Origin of the sequence: Pelagibacterium sp. 26DY04, assembly GCF_031202305.1 — a bacterium.
Taxonomy (GTDB): Bacteria; Pseudomonadota; Alphaproteobacteria; order Rhizobiales; family Devosiaceae; genus Pelagibacterium.
Map to the genome: position 1 here is coordinate 1,311,425 of NZ_CP101731.1, position 26,418 is coordinate 1,337,842.

Sequence of the window (26,418 nt, forward strand, 5' to 3'; positions counted from 1 at the left end):
CTCCCCACGACGCGCTTGCATGATCAGGCCAGAGGGGGAAACAGGGCCGATACCCCTGTTTGGACCAGCACGGTGAGGCCCACTCCGGCGATCACGCCGCCGATAATGCGCGCATTGGCATAAAGCCGGTCGCCGCACCACAGCGCATAGGCTGCAAACATCGCGCCGCTGGCGACCAGCATCTGGATGATCGTGAAGCCGACGAGATAACCCCCGAGCGAGGACGACACCGTGCCTACGATCGCTTCGGCATAGACGCTGCCATGCAGCATTCCCGCGACCGCGAAGGCCGCGGTGTCAAAGACCGGCATGCGCGGCTTGCCAAGCGCGAGAGCCAGCCCCAGCGCCAGCAGTGCGCTATGAACGAGCCAGACATTGAGCGGGATGACCAAACCTGCGACCGTCAAAAGGCAGCCGGCCACTGTGCCGAGCACGAACCACAGCGGCAAAAGCTTGGACGCCTGCGTCACGGCAGCGAATACGCCCACCGCGGCGACAAAGGCGAAATGGTCGAAATTGATGATCGGGTGGGCGAGCCCGGAAAGCAATCCGGTCTCGAACCGCATGGGCAGGCTGCCGCCAAGGGCGTGGTGGGCAAGAGCGGGCGTCGCCGGTGCCAGTGCGCAGAGCCCGGCGAGCAGTGCGGTCACCTTTTTTCTGTTCGGTCTGCTCATGGTCGCCCTCCGATCCGTTCCCGCCAGGTCGCGATGCTGCTTTTGTGCAGGACAAGGCCAGAAGCGCCGGGGACGAGGCTCCGGCGCTTTTGGAAATCAGTAGGTGCCCAGGGTGATCTCCCCGGTCGCCAGCACGGTGCCCTGGTCGTCGAGCGCCGAGACCTGGGCGGAATAGGTGTTGCCATTGCCGCCCGAGCACGGGGGCATGTAGCCCTCGGCGAGGAAGTCGCCCGAGGTGGCGTTGGGGGCGGCAACGAAGGCGGGTTCGGGTAGATCGTCGGTTTCGCCCGGCACGCTGGGAAGCGAGACGGTGCCGTCGGTGGGCGTGACGGTAAACCCGATGGTGCCGTGACCGCCATTGTTCATGGGCTGATAGGTCTCGTCCGAATAGGCGACGTGAATCTCGGTCGTGCCTTCCGGGACGCCGGATATCTCGAGGGCGGGTGTGGCGCCCGAACCGCCCTGAAGGCTGCAATGCTGGCCCTCGGGAACGGCTTCTCCGGTCCATTCGGCATCGGCGAAGGAAACCTCGAGCGCTTCCTGCGTGAAGGCAGGGCCGGCGGCAAGGACAATGGCAGCGGCCAGGGCGGTGCCAAAGAGCTTGGATGTCGTTGTCATTTCTGGATTCTCCCGGATGAAAGGGTTTCGCCAAAGTGCGGGACGACACTGGGTACGGCCGGCAGTGCCGAATTGCCTGCTCAGTCAAGCAGGCGGGGAAACCCGTTGGCCTGCACAAAGCCGGCACGCTCTTTATATATTTGCCGCCGCTGGACATGCGATCGCCGACGTCTTGGTCAAGCGATTTACCGATACACCCAGCCCGCTGGTGCCTTGTGCGCGTGTGGGAGTTGAGCTGGAACGATTGGATGGAGCCGATCGGTCGCGACATCCGGCTGCTGAGCCAACCCATTGTAATACTTAAGTATAAACAGCTCGCGCATGACTGCCGCGCTCGGCGGTGCTTTGCATGTTTTGTGCAGAACTCGCATCGCTAACATGCAGGTCAGCATTGAGGGGCTTGGACATGATCAGCTCGCATGCTTGCGGGTGTGCATCCCGAGCTGTGCGCCCGAGGTGGAGCCGCCAGTGTCGGGAATTTGAGGGAGGACGATATGACGATTACGAGAATTGGTTTTGCGACCGCTGCATCGGCGATTGCGCTGGCACTTGCGGCCGGCCCGGCGATGGCTCAGTGGGCCAGCGAGGCCGAAATGATCGAGGCCAACCCCGATCTCACTTTCTACGACCCCTATGAAGGCGATAGTGCCGGGCGAGGCTGGGCTTATGTCGATGCGCGGGAGTACCAGCAGGTCGGCGCCTCGGGCGACAACGTGGCCGCCAGCGGCGGTGACGCTCCCGAGGGCGTCGAGCCGCTGGAACGCGATCTCTACACGTCCGACGATTTCTATGTCGACGCGGAGCTTTGGGACGATCCGCGCTACTTCCGCTGCAATTCGCCTCTCGCCAATGAATCGATGTGGGGCGCCTACGGCGGCAACACTGCCAATGGCGACAACCCGCCGCTGACTACCTCCTGGGGGTTCTGCGACCGCGGCTATCCGCGTGAGGGTATCGTCAGCCCCTATCAGTTCGAGACCGCCCAGGAGCATTACGAGACTCTCCTGGCGGAGGCCGAGGCCAATGGCGGGCCAACCGAATATAGTCATGACAATCCTCCGCCCAACTGGAGCGGCCGCTATCAGCGTCTGGGCGGTTTGGGTGAGAACCAGGAATGGGGCTACGAGAACTGGTGGTGGGGCCGGATTACCCAGATTCCGACCATGCTGTCGGTGCTGACCGAAGAGTACCAGACCCGCGTGGTCCAGGAAGCCTATCATCAGGGCAACACCAATGCCGCGCAGTGGCCGAGCCAGTATTGCTGGCCCGAAGGCATGATGCGCCGCTGGCACCAGTTCTCGGTGCAGCAGCCGCACCAGTTGTTGGTCACCGAGAACCTCGTGCAGTGGCTGATGGGCACCGCCGACAACTTCGTGCTCCAGTACAATATCGGGCGTGAGTTCAATATGGAGGGCGCCGTGCCGCGTCTGGGCCAGGACGTGCCGCGTTGGTATGGGGAGTCGATCGGTTTCTGGGACGGGGACGCTCTGATCACCTGGACGTCCAATATCCAGGGCTGGGTTACTCACAATGCCTACGAGCATTCCAACCAGCTCCAGATCATCGAGATCTTTACGCCGATGGAGACCGAGAACTTCTCGGGCCTGCATCACGAGGCGATCTTCTACGATCCGGAAGCCACCGTCGTGCCGACGCGCCAGATCCAGTGGTATCGGCAGCTCGATCAGTTCGATGAAGTCGATCCGTACATCTTCATCGAATGCAACCAGACGATCTTCCCGATCGAGGGCCGCGCACAGCCGGTCCCGCCCGGCACCACGATCGAGTACACCGTTCCCGATCTTTTCGGCCGCCCCTGGGCGCAGATCCAGGAGCAGTATTTCGAGCAGGACATGGAGCGTCCTGAAGCCAGCAGCCTGTTCGGCTTCTGACCGACGCAATGGGCCGGGGCGGCAACGCCCCGGTTGGACGCCGACGAATAGATTCATGGCTTAGGCACAAGGGGAGGAAATCGGTGCGGACAACCAAGACCTTAACCGCGTTGGCTCTCGTGCTTTGCGTTGCCGGCGGCACCTCGCCGGTACTCGCCCAGGAGAGTGTCGGGCGCGGCTGGCCTGTCGAGCCCAAATCCGGTCCGGTGGTCGGTGGCGGCAGTATCTATGGCGGCGGCGAGGTTTTCGGCGCGCGCGCGGGAGAGACGCCCGAAGGTGTCGAGCCGCTGGAGGTCGATCTGTTCACCACAACCGATTTCTACGCCGATCGCGAGCTTTGGAGCGATCCGCGCTATTTCCGCTGCAACAGCGCGGTGTCCATCGAGGATCATTGGGGTGCCTATCCCAATTCCAATCCGATCAACAATGAAGACCCGGCGCAGGCGCCCTGGGGCGTTTGCGAGAACGATTACCCGCGCGGCGCGATTGTGAGCCCTTACCCCTTCGGGAGCGCTCAGGAGCACTATGAAGCCCTGCTGGCCGAGACCGAGGGCAATGGCGGCCCCACGATCCACACCCGCGAAACGCTGCCGATGTGGGACGGGCGCTACGAATATACCGGCACCCTGTTCGAGAACGGCGAATCCATCGGCGGGCGCAGCCAGTGGAACTATTTGCACGTCAACCAGGTGCCCACGATCCTTACGCTGCTAACCGAAGAGTATCAGACGCGCCTGGTGCAGCAGCTCTATCATATCGGGGTGACCAACGCGCATCAGTGGCCGGCCTCCTATTGCTGGCCGGAAGGCTTCATGCGCTTCTATCACTGGCCGGCCATGTTCACGGTGGATCTGATGGTGACCCCGGACATGGTGCAATGGCTGGGCGGTACTGCCGACAATTTCCTGCGCCAGATCCACATCGACCGCGAGATGAACACCGAAGGCGCGGTGCCGCGCCTGGGCGCCGACGTGCCCCGGTGGTACGGCGAAACCGTTGGGTTCTGGGATGGCGATGCCCTGATCACCTGGACGTCCAACATCCAGGGTTGGGTCTATCACTCAGGCTTCGAATTTTCCAACCAGCTCCAGACCGTGGAGATCTACACGCCTCGCGAAGATGAGAGCGGGGAGTTCGTCGGCCTCACGCACGAGACTGTGCTGTACGATTCCGAAGCCTTCGTCGAGCCGCTGCGCATCGTCCGTGAACTCGAGCATGCCGGAGCGCTCAACGAGGTCGAGCCCTACGTTTTCGTCGAATGCAATCCCACGATCTATCCGATCGATGGCTACCAGCAGAACGTCTCGCCCAACCAGGTTTTCGAATACCGCCAGCCGGACTGGTTCGGACGCCCTTGGGCGCAGATCTGGGAGCGCCACCACGAGGAGGGCATGGAAGCTCCGGAAACCCAGACGCTGTTCGGTTTCTGATTTGATGAGGTTATCCCGGCCGGCAGCTCTGCCGGCCGGGCAGAGAGGAAACCTGCCGCTCTGGTAGAGGGCAGGTCAGAGGAGAGAGGAAGATGATGAATACAAAAAAGGCCTTGATCGGCGGAGCCGCGGCGGTCGGTATTTTGGCGGCAGGCGTTGTGCCCGGCCTCGCGCACCATTCGTTTGCGATGTTCGATGGCAGCCAAGTCAAGGTGTTCACGGGCGTCGTGACGCGCATCAATCCCGACGCCAACCACCTGCAGATCTTTTTCGCCCCGCTCGATGAAGCGCGCCAGGCGGTGCTCCGCAACGACAATGGCGAACCACAGATCTGGGCGGTCGAAATGAACGGTGCGGCGCAGGCGGCCCAGGACGGTATTTCGGTCAACGGCTTCCCGCCGGGCACGATCTTCTCGGTCGGACTGCACCCGCTGCGCAACGGCCAGCCGGGCGGGGACCGTGGGGAGTCGGCGCTCTACAAATGCCCGGAGAACACGCCTCCGGCTGCGGGCGAGCATTGCTGGGACTTGCCAGAGTCGACATCGCATGGCGATGGGGAAATCCCCGTCGAGGGCGAACTCGAAGAAGAATACAACCCGGACCAGAATGGCTGACGGGCCGGCGCTGGGGTGGCCCCGCGGCGGCCATGAACCGGTGCGTGCGACAACCGGTCGGGCGGCCTTTGCGACCGGCAGGGATGCCGAAGCGAGGCCGGCTCGGGCGAGCGGGCACGCGAGACAATGAAGAGATCAAGGATACACGGCCATGCAAGAATTCGCCGCCTGGCTGGCGGGCACGGGGTTGAGCCAGACCATTGCTTCCAGCCTGTGGATGATCCCGGTCATCCAATCGGTTCATATCGTTACCTTCGGCGTGCTGATCGGCGCGCTGCTCATGGTCGATCTGCGCATCCTGGGCGTTATCGCCAAGGACCAGTCACTGGTAACGGTGACGCGCCGCTACGCCCCCTGGGTATGGGGATGCATCGTCGTTCTGGCGGCCAGCGGGCTGCTCCTGATCGTCGGCGAGCCGGCGCGTGAACTCCTGAGCTTCTCGTTCTGGGCCAAAATGAGCCTTCTGGCAGTCGGTATCGTCATCGCTGCCGCCTTTCAGATCCACGTCCGCAACAATCAAGCGAAGTGGGCGGAAACCGAAATGGTTGCGCCGGCCACCAAGGTCTTTGCGGTGCTCTCCTTTTTCATCTGGCTGGGGATCATCGCGATGGGCCGCCTGATTGCCTGGGACACCGAAATCTGGGGCAGCCTGTCGCCGCAGGCCTGAGGGGAGACAAAATGGATTTCTACAGCTTCTTTGCTGCAATCGAAAACTCGGCCATCGGCACCTTCGTGCGTGAGACGCTCAACGCGTTGCCGATCATCAACGTCTTCCACGTCGTGGGCCTCTCGCTGGTGTTCGGGACGATCTTCATGGTGGACATGCGGCTGATCGGGCTGCAATCGGTCAGCCGGCCGGTCAGCCGGGTAGCGCAAGACCTGCTCAAATGGACCTGGGTCGGATTTGCCCTCGCCGCCGTCACCGGCCTTTTGATGTTCGCGGCCAATGCGACCACGTTCTACGTGAACCTTCAGTTTCAGCTCAAGATGGTGGCGCTCGTCTTTGCCGGACTGAACATGGTGGTGTTCGAACTGATCACCGCGCGCAACATGGCCCATTGGGACAATGAGCGGCGCACGCCGCCGGCGGCGCGTTTCGCCGGATTTGCCTCGATTTCACTCTGGGTCCTGATCATCGTTCTGGGCCGCTGGATCGGCTACACCAAGGGGTTCAACTTCTCGGCGCCGCCCGCAGGTGATCTCGACCTGGACAATCTTTTCGGTGCCATATCGCTGGTCCAGACTGCCGTGGGCTAAATCGGAGGAGACATATGAAACATTCAACCATTCCGGCGCGGGGCTTTGCCGCGCTCGCTGCTGCGGGACTGATCGGCCTCGCCGCCTTTCCCGCATTGTCCCAAGTGCAGGAGGGCGGGCCGATGGAGACCGATTTCGCCCCCTATGCGCTGGGGCGCGCCGCAGAGAACATCGCCTCCGACCTCGAAACGCCATGGCGCACCGATACCATCACCATCACCGTCAACGGCCTGATCGAAAATTACGGCCAGATGGAGTACAAGGTCTCGATGGAAGAGGGGGACGTGCTGCTCTATTCCTGGACGGCCTCGGAAGACATCTATTACGAAATGCACGGGCATCCGCTCAATGACGATGGGACCTATGGCGACGCCATGCTCTATCGCGACGAGGAGGGAAGCGCGTCGCACGGCTTCGTACGCGCCCCGCTGCAGGGAATCCACGGCTGGTATTTCGTCAACGATTCCTTCGATACGCCGATCGAGATCGAATTGACGCTGGCCGGAACCTATGAGCTCGAGCCGGGCGTTATCGAGATGTCGCGGTGACGACCCGCTTGGGGGCCGGGATGGCTCGGCGCTGATCTCAGCCGGGGTGGTTTTGTGCCTATGAGATTTCGAGCGCGCGCAACCGGTTTTGCCCTTTTCACGGCGCTGGCGCTCGCCGTGCCGACGGCGGCGCTCGGCCATCCCTCCTATGCGATGTATCTGATGGACCAGGAGATGGTCCTTGTGGGCGAGGTCAAGAGCTTCGACTACACAATTCCCCATTCATGGCTGCAGCTCATCGTTGCCGACGAGGACGGAACCGAGCAGGACTGGGCCATAGAAATGGAAGGGGTGCCCCAGCTTTTCCCCCAGGGGATAAGGCAGGATTACGTCGCGCCAGGTGATCGGATCACGGTGCTGGTTCACCCCATGCGTGGCAATCGGCCGGCTGGGTTGTGGCAGGGTTCGATCGACGCGGGCGGCAGGGCGTTCGGGCGGGCGGAAGGGCTGGACGCGCCGGGCGGGGAGTAGAGGCTTCGCGGCATATCCGACGCAGGTGGCTTCCTTAAGCTGATGGACCCTCGGGCTTGGCCCGAGGGTTCATGCCGCAAACTCCGAGCTGGTTGGGTCAGTGGTTAAGCGGCGTTGGCCGGTTCCGCCCTGTGCTCGTGATGATGGCTTCCCATCACCAGCCTGGGACCGCTGGCGGGCAGGTGGGCGAGGTCGAAATCGAATGAATTCTCCTTCTTGCTGAACGAGAGCAGGCGGGCTGAATTGAGGATGAAGGCCAGTTCCGAGCCCACATGGATCAGAACGGCTGCCACTGGGCCGACAAAGCCCAGCATCACGGCAATGATGCCCAGAACATCGATGACGACGGTGCCGGCGAAGTTGAAGAAGATGATGCCGCGCGCCCGCCGGGCGATCTTGACGGTTTCGGCGAAACGCTCGAGGTCGTTGCCCAGCAGCACGATATCGGCCCGCTCGCGGGCGACTTCCGTGCCCGAGCCCATGGCCACGCCGACATCGGCGGCGGCCAGCGCCAGCGTGTCGTTGATCCCGTCGCCGACCATGGCGACCTTGCTCTTGCCGCCGACGAGTTCGCGGATGTGATCGAGCTTGTTTTCCGGCAGCAGTTCGGGCCGGACGTCTTCTATGCCGAGCTTTGCGCCCATGGCCTTGGCGACCGGTGCGCTGTCACCGGTGAGGAGAATCGTGCGGATGCCCATCTTGTTGAAGGCGGCGATGGCGCGGCGGGCCTCCGGGCGCTCGCGGTCGGCAATGCCGATGGCCCCGAGCAGCCGGCCGTCCTGGGCCACATGCACCCAGGTGGTCGCCTCCTCGCGGGGTTGGAGGCCGGCGAGCGAAATACCATTGCGCTCCATCCAGCTCGCATTGCCCACGACGATGGTGCCATGTCCGGCGGTAGCCGAGATGCCCATGCCGGGGGAATAGCTGAAACTGTCGGGCTCGACGATAGCCGTCCCCGACTCGCGGGCTCGTGCCACGATGGCCTTGCCGAGCGGGTGTTCGGAACGGATTTCCGCCGTCGCGGCAGCGGCCAGGACATCGGCCTCACTGGCGCCCGGCGCCGCCATGACGGCGACCACGTCGGGTTCCCCGAAGGTCAGCGTGCCGGTCTTGTCGAGCACGATGGTATCGACCTGGCTGAGGGTTTCCAGATGCGTGCCGCCCTTGATGATCGCGCCCAGCCGCGCCGAACGGCCGATGGCGCCCAGGATGGCGAGGGGCGTGCCAGCAGCGACGCCACAGGCGCCGGCGACGATGATGACGGCGATGGTCGAGGAGATGTTGCCGCCCGAGATGAAATATTCGATTACCGCAAAGGCCAGCGCGACGTAGACGATATAGGCGGCCAGCTTGTCGGCATAGCGTTGCACGGGAGCGCGGGAGCGCTCGGCCTGTTCGATGGCGGCGATGATGCGGCCATAACTGGTGTCGCGGCCGATGCGTTCGGCGCGGATCTCGAGGGCGCCGGATTGGTTGATCGATCCGGCATAGACGCGGGCGCCGTTGACCTTCTCGACAGGCATGGATTCACCGGTGATCCGGGTTTCGTCGACAAAGGAATTGCCGCCGGTCACCGTGCCGTCGATGGCAACCAGAGCGCCAGGCTCGACCAGAACGGTGTCGCCGATAGCCAGATCGGAAGTCGAGATCGTATTGACCGCTCCGGCCCGGCGTACGGAGACTTCGCGCGGCAGCAATTCGAGCAGGTTGCGGATGGCGCGCCGCCCGCGTTCGACCGTCATGCCCTCGAGAACCTCGGCGATCAGCACGAAGAAGGTGATGACGAGGGCGACGAAGAAATAGCCCGTATAGGTCGCGGCCAGGATGGCAATCACCATGGAGAGCTCCATGGTCATCTGCCGGCGGCGAATGGATTCCCAGGCTTCGACGAACAGCGGCCAGCCGCCGAACAGCAGCCCCACCAGCGCGTACCAGGAGAAGGGAAGAAAGATGTCCGACCCGATCATCAGAAGGGGCGGGTTGGCGTCGGGCAGGCGCAATTGCACAGCCGCCGCGCAGAGACCGGCCACCGCGATCCGGGCGATGACCAGGGGAGAGAACTCGTGATCGTGATGGTGGCCATGCCCGTGGTCATCATGGTCATGATGATCGTGATCGTGATCGTGATCGTGATCGTGATGATGATGGTGGTGATCGTGCCCGTGATGATGGTGGCTGTGCGGCTGCCTTGGCGCGTGTTCGATCATGGCTGAATCATCCTCCCTAAAATCAGGACGCGTCCTCGTTCGCTGCGGCGGCAGAACTTTGCGCGGAACGTGCAGAAGTGCAGCAAAGTTGTGCAGGCGCCGTATCGGCGTGCAGGTGTTGGATGCGCCGTAGCCGTCACACTAGCCCACCTTGCGCCGATTGCCTGCACGATCACTCCGGCAAACCTGCACGAACCAATCACGCTGTCGGGGACGTTGCGACGTGTCACCAAGGCCAAATGCATACTCAGGAGAAGCCGGCATGCATGACAATCCCGTTGAAAGCCTCAGCTTGGGAAAGGGAAGCGACTTGACAATCGTGCTGGTGCACGGACGGACGCAGTCACCGCAAGACATGAGGGTTCATGCCGAACGCCTTGCGCTCGATAACGTCACCTTCCTTTTTCCCCTGGCTACCGGCAACACCTGGTATCCTGGTCTGTTCATGGCTCCGATCGCGGACAACGAGCCGGCCCTTTCCGCCGCGATCGGGCATTACGAGGCGATCGTCTCCGATCTCATCGCCAAGGGGACGCCTGCTCATCGCATCGTCGTGGGCGGGTTCTCCCAGGGTGCATGCCTGACATCGGAGTTTCTTGCCCGCCATCCTCGTCGCTATGCCGCCGCCATCTTGTGGACGGGTGGCTTGATCGGTCCCGCCGGAACGGTGTGGCCGCTGCGGCCGGTACTTTCGGGTATGCCTGCCTACATCACCACCGCCGAGAACGATCCCTGGGTGCCGACGGACCGCGTCCGTGAAACCTATGATTGGTTACGCCAGAGTGGCGCCAGGCCTGAACTCGATATCTTCGAGGATCGCGAGCACGGGGTGCTCGATGTCGAAATTGCAGCTGCACGACGCATGGTCGAAACGGTGCGGCCGGAAGCCGCAGATGAGCGTTTTGTGCAGCCCGGGTGATACAACTTTAGTCTAGGGCAAGGTGCGAACTTCCTCCCTAAATTCAGTTTTCTTTCAACGCAATAGGTTGATTTGTATCAATAAAGTGCCGGACGCCCCGGCTCTTGGGAGAGCATTGGAGGCCCCAAAAGGCGATGGTAACGTGCAGGACGGACGTTGCCCCCCATGGGAATCTACCAGACCGGCACGAGGAGGTGCCGCTGGTCGATAGGGGTGGTGGACGTAATCCTCCGTCCTGAACGATGGCACAGCCGGAAAAGGAATGGAGTGAATGCTCGCCGGCGGTCTTACGTCGGCTGGGCCAGGAGGTTTGTGGGAGGAGCGGAAATGCGTGCAGGCGCACCCTTTGGCGTGGGCGAAACTCACGGGGTTCTGGGGCAAAAACCGAACAAGACTGCGGCCAGCAGCGACAACTACAATTGGCACTCGATCTATGCATCCTCGCAGAGCGAATATCCGTTCGAGGCGTTCTTTTCGGCGGTGGACGATCAGTTGCTGGTGCTTCATCGCACCGGTCCCGTCGCCGTCGATCGGCTGAATGGCGACCGGGCACAAAGGCGGGTCGTGCCGGCAGGCGGCATCCATCTTGTTCCCGGCGGCATGAGCTTTGGTTTCCGGTTGTTCGAGCAACTCGATACGCTTCACGTCTACATCCGGCGAACCATTATCGAAGAAGTTGCCGCCGAAATGGCCGTGGGCGATCCCACCAATATCTCGGTTATGGGCGAGTTCGTCGATTCAGACGTGCATATGAGTAACCTGCTCCAAGCCGTGATGTTTGCGCTTGAGGATGCGGATTATGCCAACGCGCTCTACGTCGATTGCCTTGCCCGCGCGGTAGCCTCGCGCCTGGTGCGCGACTATTCCAATGCGCGTTTGCGACAGAGTTCTCCCACCGATCGGATGTCTTCGGGCGCGCTCGGCGGGCCGATCGTCAACGAAGCCATTGCCTATATGCGCGAAAACCTGGACCGCTCGATCGGGCTGGAGGATATCGCCGCGGTCATCAACCGCAGTCCGAGCCATTTCGCGCGGCAGTTCCGTAACGAGATGGGCACGCCACCCTATCAATATCTGGTCAATCTGCGACTCGACAAAGCCCAGGAGCTACTGCGCGAGACGCGCGTGTCCGTCGCCGAAGTGGCATTCGAATGTGGCTTTACCCACCAGGAACACCTCACGCGCCTCTTCCGCCGGCGTTTCCAGACCACGCCCGCAGCATATCGCAAATCGTGCCAGAACTAGGCTGGAAGGCGCCGGCAGCAAAGATTGTTTTGTGCAGGTTCCCCTGCGAGAACGTGCAGGAGCGGGGTGGTGCTAGCAACTAGCTTCCGGAGTCGGAAGGCGCAGCACTTCGCGTCCGGAGGAGCACATGTATCCATTTGTCTACCAAGCACTTTCCCAGCGCGTCGTCTTTGGTTCGGGAACCATCGACCAGGTGGGGGACGAGCTTGCGCGGATGGACCTCGCCAAGGCGCTGGTGCTCACGACGCCCCAGCAGGAGGAGACAGGGCGGAAAATGCTCGAGGCTCTCGGCGCGCGGGCGGTGGGTCTCTTTGCCGGAGCGGCCATGCACACGCCGGTCGAGGTGACCGAAAAGGCGCTCGAACAGGTCAATGCGGTGAGCGCCGACTGCGTGGTTTCGATCGGGGGCGGTTCGACGACAGGGCTCAGCAAGGCGATCGCGCTGCGCACCGATCTGCCCCAGATCGTCATCCCCACCAGCTATGCGGGTTCGGAGGCGACCCCGATCTTGGGTGAGACCAAGGATGGCGCCAAGACCACGCAGCGCTCGATGAAGGTGCTGCCCGAGGTCATCGTCTACGATGTCGATCTCACGATGAGCCTGCCGGCCAAGATGACGGTGACCTCGGGGCTCAATGCCATCGCCCATTCGGTGGAAGGGCTTTATACCCAGGACCGCAACCCGGTCATTTCGATCATCGCCCAAGAGGGCATTGCGGCGCTGGCGCGCGCGCTGCCGGTGATCCACGAGCGCCCCGACGATGCGGAGGCGCGCTCGGATGCGCTTTATGGCGCCTGGGCCTGCGGCACGGTGCTCGGGGCAGTGGGGATGGCGCTGCACCACAAGATCTGCCACGTGCTGGGCGGCAGTTTCGATTTGCCGCATGCCGAAACCCATTCCGTGATCCTGCCGCACGCCACCGCCTATAACGAACGCGCCGTAGCGCGGGAACTCGCCCCCGTGGCCGCAATATTTCAGTCCGAAAGCGCCGCGTCGGGCCTTTGGTCTTTTGCGCGGCGGCTCGATGCGCCCATGACGCTGAGCGAATTGGGCATGAAGCAATCCGATCTCGACCGTGCCGTCGAGATCATGATGAACAACCCCTATTGGAACCCCCAACCGCTCGACGCGCAGGACCTGCGTGGCCTGCTCGACGACGCCTTTTTCGGGCGGGCGCCGGGGGCGAGTCTTTAGAGCTGACAGGTAAGGATCGAATGCTTCTCGAGTTGAAATCGGTGTCGAAGCGGTTTGGGGCCGTCGTTGCGGCGGAGGGGATCGACCTGTCGGTGGAGCAGGGGGAAGCTCTTGGAATCATCGGAGCCAATGGGGCGGGCAAGAGCTCGCTTTTCAACCTCATCACGGGCGTGCTGCGCCCCGATGCGGGGACCGTTTCCTTTCACGGCAATGAAATAACCCGTGCGAGCGTGCGCGACCGGTGTCGCGGGGGGATCGGGCGTTCCTTCCAGATTCCACAACCGTTCGAAACCCTGACCGTCTTTGAAAACCTCATGGTGGCAGCCGAGTTCGGCGCGGGTGAATCCCCGATGGGGCTCGAGGAGACCTTTGCCATCCTCGAGATGACCGAACTGGCCGATAAGGCCAATATCGTTTCAGGCAAGCTCACCCTTTTGGACCGCAAGCGGCTTGAACTGGCGCGGGCGCTGGCCACCAACCCCGACCTGCTGCTGCTCGATGAGATCGCTGGCGGGCTGACCGAGGGCGAATGCCACAAGCTGGTCGCACTGATCAGCTCGCTGCACAAGCGCGGCGTCACCATCATCTGGATCGAGCACATCGTTCACGCGCTGCTCTCGGTCGTCTCGCGGCTGATCGTGCTCGAGCGCGGCAAGCTGATCGCACAGGGCGAGCCCCAGGCGGTCATGGCCGATCCCGCGGTGCGGCGGTCCTATTTGGGCATTGAGGAGGTGGCATCGTGAGTGCTCTGCTCGAAACACACAATCTCGAAGTGTTCTATGGCGACTTCCAGGCGCTGTTCGGTGTCGACGTGGTGGTCAATGCCGGCGAGACGGTAGCGATTATCGGCTCGAACGGGGCGGGCAAGTCCTCGTTCCTGAACGCGCTTTGCGGGCTCAACGCTTCCAAGCCCGACCAGATTCGCCTTGAAGGCATGGCGGTGGGGGGCACGCCTGCCTTCGACATGGTGCGCAAGGGCGTGGCGCTGGTGCCCGAAGGGCGGCGGCTGTTCCCCTCGCTTTCCGTCGAGGAGAACCTCATGGTCGGCTCGCACGGCATGAGCGAGGATCGCGGCTGGACGCTGGAAGCCATTTACGACCTGTTCCCGATTTTAAAGGAGCGGCGCAATCAAGCCTCAACGACGCTGTCGGGTGGCCAGCAGCAGATGGTGGCCATCGGCCGCGCGCTGATGAGCAATCCCAAGGTGCTGCTTTGCGACGAGATCAGCCTCGGGCTGGCTCCAGCGATCGTCAAGGACGTCTACCTGGCAGTCGCCGAGATTAAGCGGCGAGGGACGACCGTGCTGATCGTCGAGCAGGACCTGACGGCGGCGCTGGATGCTGCGGACCGGGTCTACTGCTTCATGGAAGGGCGGGTCAGCCTCGAAGGCCGGCCGGGAGAGCTCACGCGCGAGCAGATACAAGACGCATATTTTGGGGTTTAGGCGGCATGACGCTCATCAACACGATCATTCAAGGTGTGCTTTTGGGCGGGCTGTACGCGCTTTACGCCGCCGGGCTGTCGCTGATCTTCGGGGTCATGCGCCTGGTCAACCTTGCGCATGGCGACTTCATCGTGCTCGCCGCCTACGTCATCCTGGCGCTTTCGACCGCTTTCTTCATCCCGCCTTTCTGGGCCATGCTGATCGCGCTGCCTTTCCTGTTCGCCCTGGGCTGGGCGCTGCAGCGGGTGATCCTCAACCGCACCGTGGAAGAAAACCTGCTGGTGCCGCTTTTGGTCACCTTTGGGCTGCAGATCATCATCCAGAACGGTCTTTTGGAAGCGTTCACCGCCAATAGCCGGCGGCTGAGCCTGGGCGGGATCGAATCGGCGTCGCTCACGGTCGGCGGCATCAGCCTTGGGGTGATGCCGTTGTTCACGTTCGCGGCCGCCGTCGCGGTGATCGGCGGGCTTTCGGCGCTGTTCTACATGACCGCGCTGGGGCGCAAGCTGCGCGCCACCTCCGACAACCGCACCTATGTGCAGATCGTGGGTATCAATCCTCACAAGGTCTTCGCCATCGCCATGGGACTGGCATTCATCGTGATCGCGATTGCCGCATTCTTCATGGGCGCGCGCTCCAATTTCGATCCGTCGCAGGGGCCGGCGCGGCTGCTGTTCGCTTTCGAAGCCGTGGTGATCGGCGGGCTGGGCAGTTTGTGGGGCACATTGGCGGGGGGAGTCATTCTGGGCGTGTCCCAAGCCATCGGCGCCGCGATCCATCCCCAGTACCAGATCCTGGTCGGCCACATCGTCTTCTTGTTGATCATCCTGGTCAGGCCGCGCGGTCTGTTCCCCAAACAATAGGGTGCGCGGCACACCATGAGTTCACAAACAGATAGCACCACCATCGCAAACACGGGCCTGAGGGAGGTTCACGCCAAGGATGCCCTTGGTGCGGCCAAGGGTAATTATCGTGTCGTCGTCGATACGAAAGTGTCCAGGATCGGCATGATCGTCATGGGGCTTATCGTCCTGGTCCTTTTCGCGGCTCCCGCTTTCGTCGAACGCGCCTTGCTTCAGGACCTGATCCTGATCCTGATGCTGATCGGGCTCGCCCAGTGCTGGAATCTCCTGGCGGGCTATGCGGGGCTCATCTCGGTGGGCCAGCAGGCGTTCGTCGGCGTGGGTGCCTATGGCATGTTCTACGTGGTGATCATGATGGGGGCCGATCCGCTGTTGTCGGTGCTGATCTCGGCGGTATTCGTGGCCCTGCTGTCCATTCCGGTGGGGCTCGTGGTGTTCCGGCTGCAGGGAGCATATTTCGCGGTGGTCACCTGGGTGGTTGCCGAGGTGTTCCGCCTGATCGCCGCGATCTGGCCCGCTCTTGGCGGCGGCAGCGGCACGGCGCTGCCGCGCGCCGCTACCTCGGAGATGTTCGGCCTCGATTTTGCCGCCGAGCTGTTCGGCGCGCGTGCGGCGGCAGCGCGGGAGATCGTCATCTATTGGGGCGCTCTCGCCGTGGTGGTGATGATCGTGGTCGTGGCCTATCTCATGCTGCGCTCGCGCCTGGGACTGGCGCTCTCGGCCATCAAGGACGGCGAGATCGCCGCCGAAAGCGTCGGGATCGACATCAACCGCACCAAGTTCCTCGTCTATGTTTTCGCCGCGTTCGGCGCAGGGCTGATCGGGGCGCTCTATTTCCTGCAGCAGGCGCGCGTTTCTCCCGATGCGGCGTTCTCGGTCATGGATTGGACGGCTTATGTGATCTTCATCGTCGTCATCGGCGGGCTGGGCACGATCGAAGGGCCGATCATCGGCGCCATCGTGTTTGTGCTGCTGCGCTCATGGTTTTCGGCCTTCGGCCCATGGTACCTGATGTTCCTGGGACTCCTGGCCATCGTCATGATGCTGTTTGCGCCTAAAGGGTTGTGGGGGATGTTTTCCTCGGCCACCAACATACACCTTTTCCCCACGCGCAAGCGGCTGGAGCGCTCCGATCGGGATTGAAAGTGAACGTAAAAACTGTTGATTTTCAATAGCTTGTGTGCATCCGATTGCCCGCTTGTTTCGTGCAGAATTTCGCAACGGATTATGCAGGTTCCCACTCGCGCCGCCTCTTAAACTTTTCCGAGGATGGGGGTCCATCCGCTCGATGACCGCCCTGGCGGCGGTTTGGGAAGAGACAATCGCGAGACGTCCGGCGATGGTCCGGTACAGAAAAGGTATAATATGCGCGACGAACATAAGCTCGTGAAAGGCATCCATCACGTCACATCGTGCGTGGGCGGTGCTCAGGAGGACATCGATTTCCTGACGCAGGTCGTAGGCCAGCGGATGATCAAGCAGACGGTGCTGTTTGACGGCAAGGTGCCGATCTACCACCTCTACTACGCCAATGCGGATGCCGAGATCGGCACCGTGATGACCACCTTTCCTTATCGCCAGGACGGCCGCAAGGGGCGCAGGGGCACAGGCCAGGTCGCGGTGACCGCCTATAGCGTGGGCGAAGACAGCCTCGACTTCTGGGCTCGGCACCTCGAGCGCCATGGGGTAAAGCATTCGGGCGTCAAACGCCTGTTCGGCAAGGACCGGATCTATTTCGAAGATCCCGTGGGCCTGGGCTATGAAGTGGTCGGCGACAATCGCGACACCCGCAAGGGGTGGACAACCGACGAGATCTCCGAAGCCAATTCGGTCAAGGGATTCAACAACGTCGTGATGTCCGTGCGCGAAATCCCCTCGATGGAAAGCTACCTCGTCGATGCCCTGGGGTTTGAAAAGACCGGACAGGAAGACAACTACCACCAGTACGAAATCAATGGCGGGGGCCCGTGCAAGACGGTGATTCTGCGTGAGGACGCCGATACGCCGCAAGGGTCGTGGACCTTTGGCGAAGGCACCGTGCACCACGTCGCCTTTCAGGTCGAAAACGACGATACCCAGAAGGTCCTCAAGGATTGGCTCGAAGGTCTCGGCTACACCGACTCATCGGAGCAGAAGGACCGGAACTACTTCCACTCGGTCTATTGCCGCTCGCCCGGAGGGGTGCTGACCGAATTCGCCACATGCGATATCGGGTTCACAACCGATGAGCCGCTCGAGGAGCTGGGCAAGAACCTGATGCTGCCGCCCTGGTTCGAAAGCCGCCGGGCCGAGATCGTCGCTCCGCTCGAGCCGATCAAGGTCCCGCAATAACAGCCAATCGCAAGGCACGGGCTCGGCCCGTGCCTTTTGCTATGGGCGGGCTCCAGCGGGAAAACTGGAATTGGCTGTGCAAGTTTCATACAGAAAACTGGAAAAGAATGTGCAGGTTTTCCGTCAAGGCTTGCGGCACACTCTCTGCTATCGGCTGATGACCAAGCTGGAAAGAACGGGCGCTAAAAGCCTGATCCCGCTGTGGTTCCGGCTTTCTGATGGAGGAGGAAACATCATGGCGCCAATGCATTTCGATCACTTTCGCGAGCGGCTTGCGCGCTGCTGACGAAGCTGCCATTGTGTGCGCGTTACGGTTCCGATCAGGGCGACACGCCGCGATCGGATGAAAAGGGAACACGGTGCGGACGACCCAATCGGGGCCAATTCCGTGGCTGCCCTCGCAACTGTAACCGGCGAGCCTGTCGCCAAACTGCCACTGGTCCCATCGGGCTGGGAAGGCGGTGGCGGGCATTTGAGCCGGGAGCCAGTAGACCTGCCGGAACGACACGACCTTTGAGCCGAGCGAGGTGCCTCGGCGGGAGAGAACTACCTATGACCATTCGCTCGTCGAAATGGCCGATCGGTTCTGCCCGCCCCATTGTGGGAGCGGATAGCGATGCAGCCTGACGCCATTCTCTTTACGATCTCACAGCACAATTTGAGCGCGGGGCGATTCAAAGCCATGGCCGCACGGTTGGAGGCGGCGGTTAATGTGCCTTCCAGGCTGGTGCGTCTGGAAGGAAGCTCCGCGAGCCTGCCCGATGCACTCGAGGCGCTGGTCGCACGGTCGCACCGGCGCATATTGATCCAGCCAATCGGACTGCCGTTCAGCGAATCCATGCGTGCCTGGCTGCCGGGCGCGGTGGGGAACTGGCTGGAACTGACGGGACGGGACGATCTTGAACTAGCGATCGGACGGGAGGTGCTCGAAACCACCGATCTGCTCGAACGCATGGCCGCGTCCGCGCTCGACAATGTCGCTACCGCCGAGCCTGCGACAACAGCCAAAACCAGCCTGGGCAAGCCCGGTTGGGAGACGCCACCAGCTTTCGCCCACCACATTCTGGTTTGTACCGGGCCGCGCTGCCACTACCGCGATGCCGCCTCGATGGTCGTGGCGCTCAAATCGGAAATCAGCCGGCAAAAGGCCGGACACAAATGCCTGACCACCCGCACGGGCTGCATGTTTCCGTGCAACAAGGGACCGATGGTTGCCGTCTATCCCCGAGGGGAATGGTATCGGCTGCCCGATGGAGAAGCCGTCCGCCAATTCGTGCGCTCCGTGATCGTCGAGGAGACGACGCTGCCCGAGCATCTGTTCTTTTCCACCACCGCCAAAGCGGCGATTGCCTAGGGGAGGGAGCAGATGTCGACATTGACCGCAAGAATGCCGGCGGGAGCCCGGCCGAGCCGCGTACTGGTCAGTTTCTCCGCCTTCGTCGCCTTGGTGGCTTTCGGTTTTTTGATTTTGCTCGCGCGGGGGACCGTGTTCATCCCCATCGGGGAGGTGACGCAAATCCTGCTCGGCGGCGAAGGAAGCCGGGACATTCACCGCGTCATCGTGATGGATGCGCGTCTGCCCAAGGCCATAACCGCCGTATTTGCCGGGGCCGCGCTGGGGGTGGGCGGAGCGCTGATGCAGACGCTGTTCCGCAATCCCCTTGCCGATCCTTTCGTGCTTGGGGTCAGTTCAGGTGCGGTGCTCGGAGCAGCCATCGTGATCCTGGGGACATCGACCACCGGCTGGCTCTCGGGGCTGACCATCGTTCGTCAGCTCGGCGTAACGGGCGCCGCAGTGGCGGGCGCGGGACTGGTGCTGGTGCTTGCGCTGGCGTTCGCGCGCCGGGTCGGCAATCCGACGACCGTGCTGATCGTCGGCGTCATGTTCGGCTTTCTCTCGGGCGCGCTGGTCGATGTGCTCGTTTATTATGCCGATCCCGAGCGGCTGCAGGGGCTTGCCTCTTTCACACGCGGCACGGTTCGCGACGTGAGCTGGCACGACCTGCAGATCGTCGCCCCGGCTTGCATCGCCGTCATTCTCGCTTCGGTGTTGCTCGCCAAATCGATGAACATCCTGCTGTTGGGCGAGAACTACGCCGCGACCATGGGGATCAAGGTGCGACCCATCCAGTTCAGCGCGCTCGCCATCGTCGCCATCCTGGCCGGCGTGGTCACCGCCTATTGCGGCGCCATCGGCTTTGTGGGGCTGGCGGCCCCGCATCTGGTCAGGGGCATTTTGCGCGACTCCAATCACTTCGTCGTGCTGCCCGGTTCCGCACTGGTCGGTGCGCTGCTCGTGCTGTTGGCCGAATACGTGGCGGGAGGCAACGGGCTGACCAACGTCTCGCTTCCGCTCAATTCGGTCACCGCCTTCGTGGGCGCGCCGGTCGTCCTCTGGGTGTTGCTGCGGCGTCGCCGCGAGGCCGGGCAGGTGCCGTCATGAACGCGTTATCGGAAATCAGGGCCGATCATCAGGCAGACCGGCCGGTGATCGAGGCGATCGATCTCACTGTCGGATATCGTGGCGCGCGGGGCCGCCCGGCCAACGTGCTCACCGGCATCGACGCTACCTTGAGACAGGGGCAGTTCGCCTTTCTTCTCGGGCCGAACGGCGCCGGTAAATCCACCTTGCTCCGCAGCCTCGTGGGAAGCCAGCGGCCGCTCGCCGGGCGGGTCATGCTCGACGGGGTTGACCTGGCCCGCATGTCCGCCCGCGAGCGTGCTCAACGGCTGAGCGTGGTGCTGACCGACCGCGTCGACGTCGGGCTGATGTCGGTGCGCGCGCTGGTCGGCCTGGGGCGCGCGCCCTACATGGGCTGGTTCGCGGCGATGGAACAGGAAGACCGCGACACGGTGGAATGGGCGCTCGACGCCGCCGGAGCGCGGATGCTGGCCGACCGGCAGGTGGTCGAGCTGTCCGACGGCGAGCGCCAGCGCGTCATGATTGCCAGGGCGCTGGCGCAGCGGCCCTCCATCCTCGTGCTGGACGAGCCCACTGCGTTTCTCGATCTGACGCGGCGGGTCGAATTGACAGCGCTGCTTCGGCGCCTGGTGGACGAAACAGGACTTGCGATCCTGATGTCCACGCATGACCTCGAACTCGCGCTGCGCACCGCCGATCAGATCTGGCTGGTGCATGGGGACGGGGCGTTCGAGACCGGATGCCCGGAAGATCTCGCCCATAATGGTTCGATCGCCCGCGCCTATGCCGGCCGCGGCATTTCGTTCGACCATCAGGTGGGAACCTTCATCGTTACAGCCGATGAGGGTGGGCCAAGGATTGCCGTGTCGGGGGCAGGGGTATCGTCCCACTGGGCCGCCCGCGCCGTGGAGCGCGCCGGCTGCGTCCCGGTCGGGCAAGATGTGCGCGCGCACCACAGCCTCTCCGTCGAAACGCTGGCGGATAAGGGCGTGGCCTGGCGGCTGGACGCCAATGGCCAGACGTGTGGAGGCAATGATTTCGAAAGCCTGGTCGCCCATCTGCGGCTTTTGGCCGAGCGACCAATGCCGATAGGGGCGGGAGACTGATCTGATGCAGAAATGGACATGGGCAGTCGTCGCCTTGGCGGCGCTGACAGCAATCCCTCATGCCGTTGCCCAAGAGGGCTCGGGCCAGCAATCGTCCACATGTGTGGAGGATTTCGATCCGGAGGCGGACTATTTCGCCGACAAGGTTGCATCGGACCATTCCCAATTCTGGGAAGCGTCTTATCACGGCAACTACAAGGTGCTGACGGTTGCCGATACCGAAGACTCCTCGGGAGGAAGCCTGTCCTACGTGCTCGTGCAGTGTGGAACGCCGGCGCCCGAGCTGACGGGCGACCTCGAAGGCGCGCTGCTGGTCGAGGTGCCGATCGAGAGGGCCGTCGTCACGCACCGCAATGCCCTGGCCATGATCGACGAGATCGGGCAGGTGCCCACTATCGTGGGACTGACGCGAAACTATCTCGGCTACGCTGAAGGCGATGCCTGGTATTCCGAACTTGTCGCCGCGGCCGGGAGCCCTGTCGATGTTGGTTCGGAATCCGATCTCGATTTCGAAACCACGCTGGCGCTCGAACCCGATGTCATCTTCATGGCCGGCTATGGCCCAGGCTATAATGAAGTGACCACGGTGAGCGAGCGGGGGCTGCCGGCGATCATGGTTTCCAACCGCACCGAGCCAACCCCGCTCGGCTCATCCGAATGGCTCAAATTCATTGCCGCTTTCTACAATGAGGAAGCCCAGGCCAACGCCGTCTTCGAGACGATCAGCACCGACTATACCTCCATCGCGCAGGAGGCCGCCGGACGCCTCGACGATTATGAGGTCGGCTATGCCTGCCTTGGCGAAGAGGGCGGCTGCGGCTTCATGTTCGCCCATGGCGACAACACGCTCAACGGGCAGATCCTTCAGCTAATGGGGGTGAAAAACCCCTTTGCCGAGGGAAATGACCGGCCAAACGGCATGGACTTCGATTATGAGGCCGCGTTGGGCCGTGTGCAGGATACCGATTTCTTCATCATCTATTACGTGGCCTCGCCCGAGGCGCTGGCCAGCGATCCGCGCTACCAGAACGTGCCGGCCCTGGCTTCGGGAAACTACATCATTTCCACGGTCGACAATTACCACGAATGCAACGCGGTGACCTATGTCCGCGTCGACCGGCTGATCCGCGACTATGCGATCGGCGTGCTGCCCGAATTGTTCCCCGGCGAGGAGGGCGTCTGCTTCAAGGCGCCTTCGCAATAGGTGGCTGGAGCGGGATTGAGGAGAAAGAACATGAAAACTGGATTTGTCACGATCGCCGGTGCCGCCCTGTTCTTGGGCCTGAGCCTGCCCGTTGCCGCGCAAGAGGGGGGAGGGGCCGCCGCATGTGTCGAGGCGTTCGATCCGTCCACCGACTATTTCCCCGAAAAGGTGGAACCGCGCCATTCAGCGTTCTGGTCGATCTCCTACCACAACAACTACAAGCTGCTGACCGTTCCGAACTCGGAATTCCCCGACGCAGCCGATCTGGCCTACGTGCTGGTGCAGTGTGGCACGCCCGAGCCGGACCTCACGGGGGAACTCGAGGGTGCGCTTGTGGTCGATATTCCCGTCGACCGAACCATGATTACGCACAATAACGGGCTTGCCATGCTCGACGAGATCGACGCGCTGGGTACCATCGTCGGGGTTTCCAATGGGATGATCAACTCGGCACAGAGCGACCATTGGTTCGGGAGGGTGCTCGATGCCGCGAACGATCCGCAAAATCTCGGATCGAGCGGCATCGACTTTGAAACCGCGCTTGGGTTGGAGGCCGATATCCTGGTCATGGCGGGATATGGTCCCGGCTACAGCGAAGTGGCCGACGCGCGGGATCGGGGCCTGCCGGCGGTCATGGTGTCGAACCGGATCGAGCCCACCCCGCTCGGGTCATCCGAATGGCTCAAATTCCTCTCAGCTTTTTATAATCTCGAAGGGTACGCCAACGAGCATTTCGATGCGATCGAAGAGCGGTACCAGGAGGTGGCGGACAGGGTGGAAAATCAACTGCCTTCGGATTTCAGCGCAGCTTATGCCTGTATCGGCGAGCAGCGCGGCTGCACCTTCATGTATGCTCACGGGCCACGCTCGCTCAACGGGCAGATCCTGGAGACGCTCGGGGTCAACAATCCCTTTGCCGAAGGCAATGACGCTGGCAATGGAATGACCTTCGATTTTGAAACCTCGCTCGGCCGGGCCGCCAATGCCGACTTCTTCATCCTCTATTACGAGCAGGCGGTGAACGTCGAGACGATCGCCACCGACACCCGCTACCAGAGCTTTCCCGCGCTAGCCCAGGGCAACTACCTCACCGGAACCGACGAGAATTATGCCGAGTGCGGCGCAACCAATTATGTGCATGTCGACCGGCTGATCCGCGACTACGCGATCGGGATCCTTCCGGAGTTGTTTCCCGGCGAAAGCGGCGTTTGCTTCACACGGCCGTAGGATTTCTGCCGGCGTTTACGCCGGCAGAAATCTGACACCGATCCGGCTTCCGGAGCGGACCAACCAAATAGCCCCGGGCGAACTCGTTCGACACGGGGTGGGGGTGCCGTCATACACCGCCTGCATTGGCTGCCGAATTGGCCGTGATGCAAAGGGTGAGGGCTTGTTGCAGCTCTCGGTCTGAAAAGGGTTTGCTCAGAACGGGATGACTGGAAAACGCAGGCGGCAGTGCCGCAACGCCATATCCGGTGCTAAAAAGCATCGGAACACGACGCCGCCTAAGGATCTCGGCCACAGGAAAAACCGGCTGCCCTGCCACATTGACGTCGAGCACCGCAACGTCGATGTCGGCGGTCTCCGCAATCTCGCAGGCATGTGGAACGCGAGATGAAGACGAGACAATCCTGCACCCGAGCTCTGCCAGCGCATCTTCGATCATCATGGCGACGGTGAACTCGTCCTCTACGATCAGCACCTTGACGTCGGTGAATACCGTCATGCCGGCTCCACCCAGATGGGGATCGAGATGGAGCAGAAGACGCCTTCCGGGTAAAAAACCAAATCGAACTCGCCGCGCAGATCGTGTTCTATGCAACCCTCCATAAGCCTCGTCCCGAAGCCCCGCCGGGTTGGCGGTTTAACGACAGGCCCTCCACGCTCCTGCCATTCGAGGATCAATCTCGAGTGTGAACCTGCTGCGCCTTGCAGGTGCCAGTTGAGCGTTAGAGACCCGGTTTCAGAGGACAGCGCGCCATATTTGATGGCATTGGTACCGAGTTCGGCAAGCGCCATGGTCAAGCTCAGGGCCTCGCGAGAGGTGAGCTCAATAGATGGCCCGTTGAGCATCACCCGGCCGGCAGCCTCGCCGGCAAGCGGGGTCAATACGTCCCTGGCGAGCGACTCGAGCGGCGCATCCTCCCAGTGCCGTCGCGTCAGCAGGTCGTGCGCGCGCGCAAGCGCCAACAGCCGGGCTTCGAACCGAACCAGGAAATCATCGAGATTGTCGGCGTGCCTGATGGTCTGTGCTGTCAGTGACCGTACGGTAGCGAGGGTGTTCTTGACCCTGTGATTGAGCTCGTCGATTAACGTCTTCTGCCTGCTTTCGGCTTGCTTGCGTTCGGTAATGTCGACGAGCATGTTGACCGCGCCCACCAGATTGCCCTCTTCGTCGTGCAGGGGCGTGGGATAGGGAATGAAGGGGACACGAGTTCCATCGGGCCGCTCGGCGACGGCTTCCGCTCCTCGGACCGGCCGGTTCTCCTTGAGCGCGATCGCCATGGGGCACTGATCGTGCGGAAGCGGCGTACCGTCAGTATTGAACAGGCGCCATGTCACGCACCACATATCGCCCGGCTCGGGCGTGCGCCCGGACATTTCGACGGCCGCCTTGTTGTAGAACGTGATGCGCCCTTCCGCATCGGTTGTGTACACCGCAGCGGGAAGCGCCTCGAGAAGAACGCGAAGATGCTGCTCGCTGGAGCGTATCTGGTCTTCCATCTGTTTGACGGCGGTAACGTCCTGAATGACTCGCACGCCATAACGGAACTCTCCGTCCTCGCCCCGCACGGAAGAGCTGTGGATGTCGAGATAGATTGTCCTCCCGTCACCCCGGGTCGCTCGCTTGCGCAGCACGTAGCTGTCCAGTTCTCCTCGTGTCTGGCGCGCGTAGGACGCGGCATCCCGCTCGCGATCGTCCTTGTGCGTGTAATCGTAGAACGACATGGTAAGCAGTTTGTCGCGCGAAAGCCCGAGCATCCGGCAAAGCGCGTCGTTGACCCGGAGAAGGCGTCCTGAAGCGTCCGCTTCGGCGATTCCGATGGTTGCGGCTTCGTAGGTGGCCGCTAAGCGCTCTTCGCTCTCGCGGCGCCCCACTTCGGCTTCGTGCAGGTTCGTGACGTCGGTTGTAAAGCAGCGCGTGTTGACGAATTCTCCATCTTCGAGGCGGCTGTTGGAGGTGATGAGAACATGCCTTATCGAGCCGTCCTTGGCGCGAAGGCGGGCCGGATAGCGGTCAAGCCGCTCACCTCTGCCAAGCCGGCTGAGGATATTGCCTATGACCTCCGCATCCGCGTGGAATTCCGCAATATGCCGCCCGATATATTCTTGGGCGGTATAGCCTAGGAGCTCGAGTTCGGCCTTGTTGGCCCGCAGAATGATCCCGTCCCGTCCCACTATATGGAGGGCGATCGCGCTGTTCTCGAAAAAATCTTCGAGATCGGCGTTCTTGTGCCGAAGTTCTTCTTCCATCACCTTTTGGGAAGAAATGTCCTGGAAGCAATTGATCGCGCCCTGGATTTCCCCCTTAGGACCTTTCAACGCGCGAATGTTCACCAACACTGTGCGGCGTGATCCGTCCGGCCGCTCGATAACGACTTCTGTATTGTGCGCTTCAGCACCCTCATATACGGCCTTGGCCATCGGGCAGACGTCGTGTGCCAATGGCGTGCCGTCCGGCAGGAACAGGGCATGCGAACCGCAAAAGCGCTCCCGTTCCACTCCAAGAGCCGGCGTCCTACCCCAAATCCGGGCTGCGTCGTCATTGTAGCGGACCAGCCAACCTTCGTGGTCGCACAAATAGACGGCACCTGGAATTGCATTGAGCACACTCGATGCCGCCGACATGAGCGCCTCGTATTCCGTTGTCCGGCGGGCTTCGATTGGGAATTCTTCTACGTTCGACAAAATGCCCCTACGTGACGGTTGTCCTACAGCTGGCGGCGGCACCCTGGGATCACCGGGGCTGGAGGGATT

Annotated in this window: 27 protein-coding genes and 1 riboswitch; of the genes, 21 read left to right on the plus strand and 6 right to left on the minus strand. The window is 62.3% G+C overall.

The window, feature by feature from the left end:
- Positions 1-23 precede the first annotated feature (23 nt).
- A complete protein-coding gene (locus NO932_RS06215; protein ID WP_309210238.1) occupies positions 24-674 on the minus strand; it encodes a HupE/UreJ family protein in 651 nt (216 codons plus the stop codon).
- Positions 675-770: 96 nt separating this feature from the next.
- Positions 771-1,292, minus strand: coding sequence for a hypothetical protein (locus tag NO932_RS06220; protein ID WP_309210239.1), 522 nt, complete (start codon positions 1,290-1,292; stop codon positions 771-773).
- 494 nt (positions 1,293-1,786) lie between these two features.
- On the opposite strand from NO932_RS06220, the gene NO932_RS06225 reads away from it, so the two are divergent.
- The 7 genes from NO932_RS06225 (at position 1,787) to NO932_RS06255 (ending at position 7,504) form a co-directional block, all read left to right on the plus strand.
- Positions 1,787-3,184 (plus strand): hypothetical protein, encoded by a 1,398-nt coding sequence (locus NO932_RS06225; RefSeq protein ID WP_309210240.1) that lies wholly within the window; start codon positions 1,787-1,789, stop codon positions 3,182-3,184.
- 83 nt (positions 3,185-3,267) lie between these two features.
- Positions 3,268-4,614, plus strand: coding sequence for a hypothetical protein (locus NO932_RS06230; RefSeq protein WP_309210242.1), 1,347 nt, complete (start codon positions 3,268-3,270; stop codon positions 4,612-4,614).
- 92 nt (positions 4,615-4,706) lie between these two features.
- The gene (locus tag NO932_RS06235) at positions 4,707-5,228 is read left to right on the plus strand and encodes a DUF6152 family protein (RefSeq protein WP_309161891.1); all 522 of its coding nucleotides are present in this window, start codon (positions 4,707-4,709) and stop codon (positions 5,226-5,228) included.
- A 151-nt stretch (positions 5,229-5,379) separates the two neighbouring features.
- Positions 5,380-5,895, plus strand: coding sequence for a DUF6644 family protein (locus NO932_RS06240; RefSeq protein WP_309210244.1), 516 nt, complete (start codon positions 5,380-5,382; stop codon positions 5,893-5,895).
- A gap of 11 nt (positions 5,896-5,906) precedes the next feature.
- The gene (locus tag NO932_RS06245; RefSeq protein ID WP_309210245.1) at positions 5,907-6,485 is read left to right on the plus strand and encodes a DUF6644 family protein; all 579 of its coding nucleotides are present in this window, start codon (positions 5,907-5,909) and stop codon (positions 6,483-6,485) included.
- A gap of 14 nt (positions 6,486-6,499) precedes the next feature.
- Positions 6,500-7,033: a hypothetical protein gene (locus NO932_RS06250; RefSeq protein ID WP_309210246.1), complete on the plus strand. Its 534-nt coding sequence runs from the start codon at positions 6,500-6,502 to the stop codon at positions 7,031-7,033.
- A gap of 60 nt (positions 7,034-7,093) precedes the next feature.
- Entirely contained in the window at positions 7,094-7,504 is a 411-nt protein-coding gene (locus NO932_RS06255; protein WP_309210247.1) for a DUF6152 family protein, read from the plus strand.
- 104 nt (positions 7,505-7,608) lie between these two features.
- On the opposite strand, the gene NO932_RS06260 is transcribed toward NO932_RS06255, so the two are convergent.
- A complete protein-coding gene (locus NO932_RS06260) occupies positions 7,609-9,534 on the minus strand; it encodes a cation-translocating P-type ATPase (protein WP_309210248.1) in 1,926 nt (641 codons plus the stop codon).
- A 33-nt stretch (positions 9,535-9,567) separates the two neighbouring features.
- Between NO932_RS06260 and NO932_RS06265 the strand changes: the two genes are divergently transcribed.
- The 9 genes from NO932_RS06265 to NO932_RS06305 all read left to right on the plus strand — a co-directional run bounded on the left by NO932_RS06265 (position 9,568) and on the right by NO932_RS06305 (position 17,708).
- Positions 9,568-9,717 carry a hypothetical protein gene (locus NO932_RS06265; protein ID WP_309210249.1) on the plus strand — a complete coding sequence of 50 codons (150 nt, stop codon included), beginning with the start codon at positions 9,568-9,570 and terminating at the stop codon, positions 9,715-9,717.
- A gap of 313 nt (positions 9,718-10,030) precedes the next feature.
- The gene (locus NO932_RS06270; RefSeq protein ID WP_309210991.1) at positions 10,031-10,630 is read left to right on the plus strand and encodes a dienelactone hydrolase family protein; all 600 of its coding nucleotides are present in this window, start codon (positions 10,031-10,033) and stop codon (positions 10,628-10,630) included.
- A 327-nt stretch (positions 10,631-10,957) separates the two neighbouring features.
- Positions 10,958-11,875, plus strand: coding sequence for a helix-turn-helix domain-containing protein (locus tag NO932_RS06275; protein WP_309161884.1), 918 nt, complete (start codon positions 10,958-10,960; stop codon positions 11,873-11,875).
- A 127-nt stretch (positions 11,876-12,002) separates the two neighbouring features.
- Positions 12,003-13,070, plus strand: a complete 1,068-nt coding sequence (locus NO932_RS06280; RefSeq protein ID WP_309210250.1) for a maleylacetate reductase — start codon at positions 12,003-12,005, stop codon at positions 13,068-13,070.
- Between the two features lie 20 nt (positions 13,071-13,090).
- Positions 13,091-13,813 carry an ABC transporter ATP-binding protein gene (locus tag NO932_RS06285; RefSeq protein ID WP_309210251.1) on the plus strand — a complete coding sequence of 241 codons (723 nt, stop codon included), beginning with the start codon at positions 13,091-13,093 and terminating at the stop codon, positions 13,811-13,813.
- Positions 13,810-14,514, plus strand: a complete 705-nt coding sequence (locus NO932_RS06290) for an ABC transporter ATP-binding protein (protein ID WP_309210253.1) — start codon at positions 13,810-13,812, stop codon at positions 14,512-14,514. The genes NO932_RS06285 and NO932_RS06290 overlap by 4 nt, the downstream gene beginning before the upstream one ends.
- 5 nt (positions 14,515-14,519) lie before the next feature.
- Entirely contained in the window at positions 14,520-15,377 is an 858-nt protein-coding gene (locus NO932_RS06295) for a branched-chain amino acid ABC transporter permease (RefSeq protein ID WP_309210254.1), read from the plus strand.
- A gap of 144 nt (positions 15,378-15,521) precedes the next feature.
- Positions 15,522-16,520 carry a branched-chain amino acid ABC transporter permease gene (locus NO932_RS06300; protein ID WP_309163630.1) on the plus strand — a complete coding sequence of 333 codons (999 nt, stop codon included), beginning with the start codon at positions 15,522-15,524 and terminating at the stop codon, positions 16,518-16,520.
- Positions 16,521-16,742: 222 nt separating this feature from the next.
- On the plus strand, positions 16,743-17,708 hold the full coding sequence (locus NO932_RS06305; protein ID WP_309210256.1) for a ring-cleaving dioxygenase: 966 nt from the start codon (positions 16,743-16,745) through the stop codon (positions 17,706-17,708).
- A gap of 85 nt (positions 17,709-17,793) precedes the next feature.
- Here the strand turns inward: NO932_RS06305 and NO932_RS06310 are convergent, their stop codons facing one another.
- Positions 17,794-18,006 (minus strand): hypothetical protein, encoded by a 213-nt coding sequence (locus tag NO932_RS06310; protein ID WP_309210258.1) that lies wholly within the window; start codon positions 18,004-18,006, stop codon positions 17,794-17,796.
- Positions 18,003-18,224, plus strand: a riboswitch (cobalamin riboswitch). Its footprint overlaps the gene before it by 4 nt.
- A 166-nt stretch (positions 18,225-18,390) precedes the next feature.
- On the opposite strand from NO932_RS06310, the gene NO932_RS06315 reads away from it, so the two are divergent.
- From NO932_RS06315 to NO932_RS06335, 5 genes are read left to right on the plus strand one after another with little or no spacing between them, the layout of a single operon-like run.
- Positions 18,391-19,062, plus strand: coding sequence for a (2Fe-2S) ferredoxin domain-containing protein (locus NO932_RS06315; protein ID WP_309210259.1), 672 nt, complete (start codon positions 18,391-18,393; stop codon positions 19,060-19,062).
- A gap of 12 nt (positions 19,063-19,074) precedes the next feature.
- Positions 19,075-20,151: an iron ABC transporter permease gene (locus NO932_RS06320; protein WP_309210261.1), complete on the plus strand. Its 1,077-nt coding sequence runs from the start codon at positions 19,075-19,077 to the stop codon at positions 20,149-20,151.
- Positions 20,148-21,236 (plus strand): ABC transporter ATP-binding protein, encoded by a 1,089-nt coding sequence (locus NO932_RS06325; RefSeq protein WP_309210263.1) that lies wholly within the window; start codon positions 20,148-20,150, stop codon positions 21,234-21,236. The genes NO932_RS06320 and NO932_RS06325 overlap by 4 nt, the downstream gene beginning before the upstream one ends.
- A gap of 4 nt (positions 21,237-21,240) precedes the next feature.
- The gene (locus tag NO932_RS06330; RefSeq protein WP_309210264.1) at positions 21,241-22,440 is read left to right on the plus strand and encodes an ABC transporter substrate-binding protein; all 1,200 of its coding nucleotides are present in this window, start codon (positions 21,241-21,243) and stop codon (positions 22,438-22,440) included.
- A 30-nt stretch (positions 22,441-22,470) separates the two neighbouring features.
- Positions 22,471-23,667, plus strand: a complete 1,197-nt coding sequence (locus tag NO932_RS06335) for an ABC transporter substrate-binding protein (RefSeq protein ID WP_309210265.1) — start codon at positions 22,471-22,473, stop codon at positions 23,665-23,667.
- A gap of 109 nt (positions 23,668-23,776) precedes the next feature.
- Here the strand turns inward: NO932_RS06335 and NO932_RS06340 are convergent, their stop codons facing one another.
- Together NO932_RS06340 and NO932_RS06345 are read right to left on the minus strand one after the other, a co-directional pair.
- Positions 23,777-24,166, minus strand: a complete 390-nt coding sequence (locus NO932_RS06340) for a response regulator (RefSeq protein ID WP_309161869.1) — start codon at positions 24,164-24,166, stop codon at positions 23,777-23,779.
- Complete coding sequence (locus NO932_RS06345) at positions 24,163-26,349, minus strand: PAS domain S-box protein (RefSeq protein ID WP_309210992.1); 2,187 nt, start codon at positions 26,347-26,349, stop codon at positions 24,163-24,165. The genes NO932_RS06340 and NO932_RS06345 overlap by 4 nt, the downstream gene beginning before the upstream one ends.
- Positions 26,350-26,418: the final 69 nt, after the last annotated feature.